The sequence below is a fragment of the Lacticaseibacillus salsurivasis genome (assembly GCF_036246225.1).
GTDB lineage: Bacteria > Bacillota > Bacilli > Lactobacillales > Lactobacillaceae > Lacticaseibacillus > Lacticaseibacillus salsurivasis.
This window is the reverse complement of record NZ_BTTP01000017.1, coordinates 45,935-53,163: the sequence shown is the minus strand read 5'-3', so window position 1 is coordinate 53,163 and position 7,229 is coordinate 45,935. Positions and strand designations below refer to the sequence as shown.

Here is a 7,229-nt window from a genome sequence, read left to right as displayed (position 1 = left end):
ATACTGATACAGCCACCCAATAATCTCGACTTGTCCTTGGCTGTCATCGGACGCTATATCAAAATCGGCTTCTGGAATTTCAGCCACCAGATCAGCAATCACGCCACGGTTATAGCTGGGAGTGAACGATAAAACAATCGAATGCTAGTAACCCCTTGATGTGAACGTTATACTTAAGTGTTAGAAGTATCGAATCACATTAATCAAAGTGGGGTAACGGAGCAGATGGCCGAATTAGAGTTAACGCAAATTGTCGAGGGCATTAGTACGCTATTCACAGAGAGCAATCATTTTGTCTTCTGGTATGACGATCATGGTGACTTTCGCGAAAATATTCCTGCAATCACCGAACAACTGGCCGAGCCGGTAATCGTCATGAACGCGCGTGATCAATTCAAAACTAAGCTGAAGTTGACTGAGATGCAGCGCAAGGGTGAATCGGCGTTGGTGTACTCACCAGCACCGCGGCCGGAACTAGCCAATGATTTTTTGGCAGACTTTCACTATTACTCCAAGAGTTATGCCGCGGATGCATTGACGATGCTACAAGAGGAGCTGCACTTGAAACCGTCAGATCGCAAATTTCTGGAGGATTATGCCGCTTTCTTCGCCAATAAGGAACGTAAGCAGCGTTTTGCCAATTTGAACTACAATCATCAGCCGCTGGAGCTGGTGTTACTCGCTGCGTTGGCTAAGGCTTCTTCCCCAGCGTTAGGAGCAATTCTTCAAGTTATCTGCCGCGACGCGTTGGATGAGAGCAATGAAACTTTGTCGTTGTTCAAAAAGTACGGGGCACTTGACGTCTTTTGGGACTTTGTTGATCGGGCCTATGGCTTTCACAATGCACATAAGACGCCACTGTATCTTTTCTCGGCGATGCTACTGAGCATGGCTTTCGATCAAGCTGGTCGGGAATTGCCGCCAAGTTTGAATGCATACCAATTGGATCATGCCAATAATGCGATTACTTTTATCCAAAATACGCGGGCGTTAATCGATGGTAGCACGGCGATTCAGCAGATTGCCAATGAAGTCTGGGAGTTTGTCCATGGGCAAACCTTGTTCGGTAAATTAGACATCGCGCAGTTGGTACATATCGATGCCTTCCCGCAAATCGATTTGATTATTGCCAAATGGGTCACAGAGCGAATTTTGAATGAGGATTATGAGACTCGAGTCAACCGTCAGCCTTTGACCACCGTGATTGCGGCCCGCCAGGCTATGGCGTATGGCGATCTTTATCAGGATGTTTACGGCATCCAGCAAGATGCGCTCGCGTTGTTGACCACCAACGCCTCGGAGCAACCCGCAGACTTGTCGGCTGCGATTGATCAATACGTTACGCATGATTACCAATTCGACACGAACTACCGCCGCTTCACCGCAGCCTGCGCCACAATAAATCCGCAATATGAACAGCTGACGGAAGGCATTCAAGACAAGGTCGAGAACGCCTACTTGAACGATTTTCTGACCAGCTCGATTCAGGACTGGAATCGGGTCTATCAGGCCGATCAGGTGCCAAGCAACTTGCATCAGCGCAATTTCTATCGTCAGTTTGTCTCAGTGGACGCCGAGCGGACGGTTGTGCTCATCTCGGATGCTTTCCGCTTCGAGGCGGCGAAGGCGTTGCAGGCGCAGCTGGAAGCCAAAGATATGATGACCACCACGATGGATTACCTCGTCACCGGGTTACCATCAGTGACCTATTTTGGCATGCCGGCACTCCTGCCCAATCAACATCTTGAATACGATGGCGAAAAGAATGTCCTAGTCGATGGGCAACAAGTTAACACCACCGCCAAACGCCAGCTTTGCTTGCAAAACACCAATCCCGACAGTGTCGCCGAATTAGTCGGGACCTTTAACGACATGAGCACTTCCGAGCGTAAAGCGTTATTGACCGGGCAAAAAGTCGTTTACCTCTACGACAATCGGGTCGACACCACAGGTGAGAAGTCGGTGACTGAACAAGCGGTCTTTGCCGCTACCGCGCAAGCCATCGATCATTTGGCACGCACGATTGAAATCCTGCGTAATCTGAGTGTTCGCCACATTATCGTCACTGCTGACCATGGCTATATTTTCCGCCATTCGGCTTTGGATAGTGCGAATAAGATCGAGGTGCCAAATGCTGATTACGAGGCGGCAGGAGGCATCAAGAAGGAGCAACGCTACATCATCTCCGACCGGCCATTGTCAATCACTGGTGTGGCACATCAATCGCTGGGTGCGTTGCTTGGCAATGATGATGCCCGGGTGGTGAATTACCCGAAGAGCTTTGATATCTTCCAAGCGCCTGGGCCAAGCCAAAACTATGTCCATGGTGGGAGCTCGGCCCAGGAAATGATTGTGCCGGTGCTGGATATTCATACTAGTACTGGACGCTCACAGGCTGAGCCGGCAATTTTGCATGATGTCACAGCCGGTCGGCGCATTACCGCGCGAGACGTGGTCGTGCAACTGATGCAGGATGATCCGATCAGTGATCTGGTCAAAGCAACCAGTTATCAGGTCTACTTTGTCGATGATGACGGGCAGAAGATTTCTGGCGTGCGTGATGTGGTGGTTGATAGTCGCGCTGCGATGCCAACCGATCGCATTCAGCGGATTCGTTTGACGCTGAAAGATGCGAAATATACAAATGGACGGAAATATACGTTGGTGGTGCGCAATGTTGACACTGAAGAAGAACAGCGTACGGTTTACACAATGGACATGGTAATTGGAGGAGGGTTCGGCTTTGACATCTGATGAACAGGAAGAACGCCGCGCGTCGATCCAGGGCAAATTAGAGCAATACTTTCCGGGGCGGTTTGTCCGCAAAGACCTGACCCAGCGCATCAAAGAAGGCGCCAATGTTCCGACCTATGTCTTAGAGTTTCTGCTTGGTCAATATGCCAATGGCTCCGATGACGTGGCCATTGAGCGCGGGGTGGAGAACGTCAAAAAGACCTTGGCCAACAACTATGTCCGGCCCGATGAAGCGGAAAAAATCAAATCCAAAATCCGGGAAAATGGCGCGTACACCGTCATTGATAAACTGACAGTGAGCCTAAATACCGATGAAGATCGATATGAGGCCAGTTTTGGTAACTTGGGCATCGATGGGGTGCCGGTGGAAGAATCTTATCCTCAGGAGTACGAAAGGCTACTGATTGGCGGCATCTGGTCCATCGTCCGGCTGAGCTATGATCATGAAAGTGATGACCATTTTCACATTGAAGAACTCACGCCCATTCAAGTCCCGTTTGTGGATATGGATGAGGTTTACACTGGGCGCAAGGCGTTCAGTACTGGTGAGTGGATTGATCTGCTGTTGCGTTCCATGGGGATGGAACCCGATGCTTTTGATCAGCGGGTAAAGTGGCTGCTGATTTCGCGTCTGATTCCATTAGTTGAGAATAACTACAATATGGTTGAACTGGGCCCCCGTGGCACTGGTAAATCGCACGTTTACAAGGAATTATCCCCGAACACCATTTTGGTATCAGGTGGGCAGACGACGGTTGCGAATCTGTTCTACAACATGGCGCGCCATGAAGTTGGCTTAGTGGGCATGTGGGATGTGGTCGCCTTCGATGAAGTTGCAGGGATTAACTTCAAGGACCAAGATGGCATTCAGATCATGAAAGACTACATGGCCTCGAGTTCGTTTGTCCGAGGCCGCGCAGAAATTCAGGCCCGAGCCGGGATGGTTTTCGTTGGGAACATCAATCAAAGCGTGGATGTGTTGCTACGGACTTCCAACCTGTTCGAACCTTTCCCAGAAGCGATGGGAACTGATACTGCGTTCTTGGACCGTATTCACAACTACATGCCGGGTTGGGAAATTCCTAAGTATAAGCCAAGCTTTTTCACTGGCGGTTTTGGTTTCATCACAGACTATCTGGCAGAGGTCATGCGTGAACTGCGCAAGACTGGGTATGGTGATGTGATTGAGGAACACTTCAATCTGGGCGCTCAGCTCAATCAACGTGACGCGATTGCGGTGCGTAAGACTGTGTCGGGGATGATCAAGTTGCTCTTCCCTGATGGTGAATTTAGTAAAGCTGATCTTGAAGACGTCTTAGTATTTGCCTTAGAGATGCGACGCCGGGTGAAGGAACAGTTGAAGAAGATTGGCGGTATGGAATTCTATGACGTTAATTTCTCCTACATTGATCGTGAGACTGGTGAAGAGAAGTTTGTCACGGTGCCTGAACAAGGATCGGCAACGCTTATTCCATCCGGGACCGAGAAGCCAGGCTATGTCTACACTATCCAGTTTGATGACGCCGAACGCCTGAGTCTATTTAAGCTGGAGTCACAGCAAATGCCTGGTACGGGCAAATTGGACAAAGCCGGGATTGGTAGTAATCGTGCAGCGCGTGAAGCAATGGAAACCGCGATGCGGCGGTTAGTAACCCATTACACTGAGATTGATCAACGTATTATGCCCAAGAAGCACAATTATGTCGTGCAGGTCTCCAACCTAAATGGATCGGGGAGCAGTGATAAAATTGCGCTCGCAACGTACATTTCGCTCATTTCCCTTGCCGTTGGACGCCCAACGTTAGATAGCATGGTGGTGCTTGGGGACATGACGGTGGGCGGTGACCTCATCAAATTACAGAGCCTGGCTGATACACTGCAGGTGGCCAAGGACAGTGGCGCGAAAAGCGTCCTACTGCCGTCATCTGCGATGGCCAAGATGGGTGAAGTACCACCGGATCTCTTTGGCGCCTTTACCTGGGTGACCTACCAGAGCGTTGAAGATGCGGCGCTTAAGGCGTTTGGGTTAGGGTGAACGTGGAGTTGGGATGTATGTGAATCTGCAATAAACCCAACGTTGTTGCCTGAAAGGAAAGTGCCATGAAGACATATGATATCACTGTGCCAACGTCCAGTGAGCTAACCTTTGACGTTGCCAATCCGAAACTCTACAGCTACCCTTTGGATTTTTCTTTAGGTCGAGAATTACAGCGTGCTGCCTCCACTCAGATTAATTCCAAAATAAACGATATCCTGGCCAACGCGATGATGGGTGCTGATATTCTTAAACGCCTAGAGGGCGGCAAAACGGAATATGTGGCCAAGTTCAATGCGTACACAAAGGCTAAGTTGGCCTCTGGTGAGTGGCGACTTGGTGTACATAAAGATGGATCGGGTATGTACGGTGCGATCGTCGATAGTGCGACTAAAAGATCTAAAGGGTTTGTGGACCTCGAGGAGAAAACCGTGAATCAATTGGATTCGCTCACGCCGTTCGTTGCGGTGGAAGCACAATTAAAGGTGTTGAATGAGCGGCTGGAACAGCTAAATCGGGCAGTTTTGCGAGTGGAACAAGGTCAGTACAATGATCGGTTCGCCGGTGTTTACAGTGCCCGTCAATTTCTCATCGAAGGACTTTCAGCAACGGATACCGGTCTGAAAAAACAATTATTGACGCAATCTGTTACTGTGGGGGTTGAGGCAACGAGTAAAATCATGCTTGCCATTCGTGAAGATGCCAGAATGCTAGCAGATGTTGACACTAAAAAGGCCGAAGCAAATCGGCGTGAGGCGTTGGTACAGGAATCGTTAGGCTATCTGAACGCCGCCGTCCAATTTAACATTGCGGCCTACACTGCTTTAGGGGAGCGGCAGCCTATCGTTTCGACGTTAGCCAATTATTCTGGGTTTATGAAACAAGTATTGTTGGATGTGCCGTCTGGTGAGGAACACTCTATTGCTTGGCTAATCGATAATGGTCATGCTGGTGGTCAGGGCACGATTCAGGAAGCGGTGGAAAATGTTTATTCACAATCCACAACTTTGGTGGGAACGATGTCGAGTTTACAAATCGAGGAGAGCTATGATGCCAAAAGAATTGAAGAATCGAATTTGCCTAGTGCCGGGATGCAAGAAACAAACCCGGAATAGTAAGGCGCTTTTCTGCGTCGAACACCATCGCGCTTTGAAAAGGGGTAAGGATTTAGCGTTGGGTGCCTTATTAGTCGTTTCGTCTATGGCTTTAGCCGGGGGCAAGAAAATTGTTAAATAGCTGTCTCTGATAAAGTGAGCGCTCTCTTGATGGAGAGAATCGCATTTTGAAAATCTGCTTGGAAATATCGAGAAGTTTTTTTCGGGGTTTACTGTTTAACGAAGGTTGAAGGCTAACTTTTTAAAAAGAAAAAGGATGCGAATACAGTCATGTCTTATCGGCGGCGTAATGCAGGTGACGCGATTCTAAAAGCTCTTCATTCAGTTGGGGGCGTTGCTTCCAGAGATAAGCTGCGGAGCCTAATTGCTGATGATGAGCAAAGTGGTTTCTCATACGAAGATGTTTATGGACAGGTGACTTCGAAAAGTGGAAATCAGTATGCGCCCTTTGCTTTTGATTTTAATTTTGCACTTAAAGAGTTGGCCTTCCTAGGCTATATCGCACCTCTGCAAAGAGGCGGGGACATCACCCAAACTGAATTGGGCAGGCAACGACTGTCAGATTCGAGGAAATATCCAACAGATCATGAAAAACAAAAAATCACCGCTTATTGGGCCTCAAAAAAGCAGCCCAAACAAGCGCCAACCAGTGATCAGAAGACGGGAAATACACTATCTATTACGGCTGATGAAAGCGGAGAAGATGCACCGGAACAGCTTTGGCGTTCACGGCTATTGCAGCAGTTGAAACAATTCACGCCGACCAAATTCGAAAGCTTTGCTCGGTTATTAATTTCAAAAATGGGCGTGAGCATCGACAAGAAGCGGGGTGTGGTTGCATCTGGTGATCATGGGATTGACGGTTTCGGTTACTTCGAATCAGATGAATTTCGCACCACACGCGTTGCGATTCAAGCCAAGTGTTATACCGATGTTGCGGTTTCGGAACCGGAGATTGACAAGTTTAAAGGCGTGATGGATGGCTTCAATGCTGAATATGGCATCTTTATCACCACGACCTATTTCACACCTCGGGCTAAAGCAAAGGCTATTCAAGGTACCAGGACGGTTACCCTGATTGATGGCCAGCGCATTGCAGATCTCGTTGCGGCTTATCAGCTATATGTAAAACCAGTCCAGACATATGTTTTAGATGATTACTATTTCGAGCAGGACTAGCCAGAATATCGCGTCATAATATCGTCGTTTTTCACATTATTGTGGAAAACGGCGATTTTTTGTTTATCGATGCTTTAGTCGTCGCCTATTCATTCCCCACGTTTCTCATACGCTCAGCATTGATTAGATTGAATAAGAGCTGTCCC

At 48.5% G+C, this 7,229-nt stretch carries 4 protein-coding genes; all 4 read left to right on the top strand.

Annotated elements, in window-relative coordinates; genetic code table 11:
• Positions 1-225 precede the first annotated feature (225 nt).
• The 4 genes from pglZ to AAA927_RS10720 all read left to right on the top strand — a co-directional run bounded on the left by pglZ (position 226) and on the right by AAA927_RS10720 (position 7,083).
• Positions 226-2,754 carry a BREX-1 system phosphatase PglZ type A gene (gene pglZ / locus AAA927_RS10735; protein ID WP_338217828.1) on the top strand — a complete coding sequence of 843 codons (2,529 nt, stop codon included), beginning with the start codon at positions 226-228 and terminating at the stop codon, positions 2,752-2,754.
• Entirely contained in the window at positions 2,744-4,789 is a 2,046-nt protein-coding gene (gene brxL, locus AAA927_RS10730; RefSeq protein ID WP_338217827.1) for a protease Lon-related BREX system protein BrxL, read from the top strand. Before pglZ ends, brxL begins: the two co-directional genes overlap by 11 nt.
• A gap of 65 nt (positions 4,790-4,854) precedes the next feature.
• Positions 4,855-5,904: a hypothetical protein gene (locus tag AAA927_RS10725; RefSeq protein WP_338217826.1), complete on the top strand. Its 1,050-nt coding sequence runs from the start codon at positions 4,855-4,857 to the stop codon at positions 5,902-5,904.
• Between the two features lie 270 nt (positions 5,905-6,174).
• Positions 6,175-7,083: a restriction endonuclease gene (locus AAA927_RS10720; RefSeq protein WP_338217825.1), complete on the top strand. Its 909-nt coding sequence runs from the start codon at positions 6,175-6,177 to the stop codon at positions 7,081-7,083.
• The last annotated feature ends 146 nt before the right edge of the window (positions 7,084-7,229 follow it).

Bases quoted from the DNA above. Each gene is read 5' to 3' on its own strand.
- pglZ (WP_338217828.1), top strand. From the start codon at position 226: ATGGCCGAATTAGAGTTAACGCAAATTGTCGAGGGCATTAGTACGCTA.
- AAA927_RS10725 (WP_338217826.1), top strand. From the start codon at position 4,855: ATGAAGACATATGATATCACTGTGCCAACGTCCAGTGAGCTAACCTTT.
- AAA927_RS10720 (WP_338217825.1), top strand. From the start codon at position 6,175: ATGTCTTATCGGCGGCGTAATGCAGGTGACGCGATTCTAAAAGCTCTT.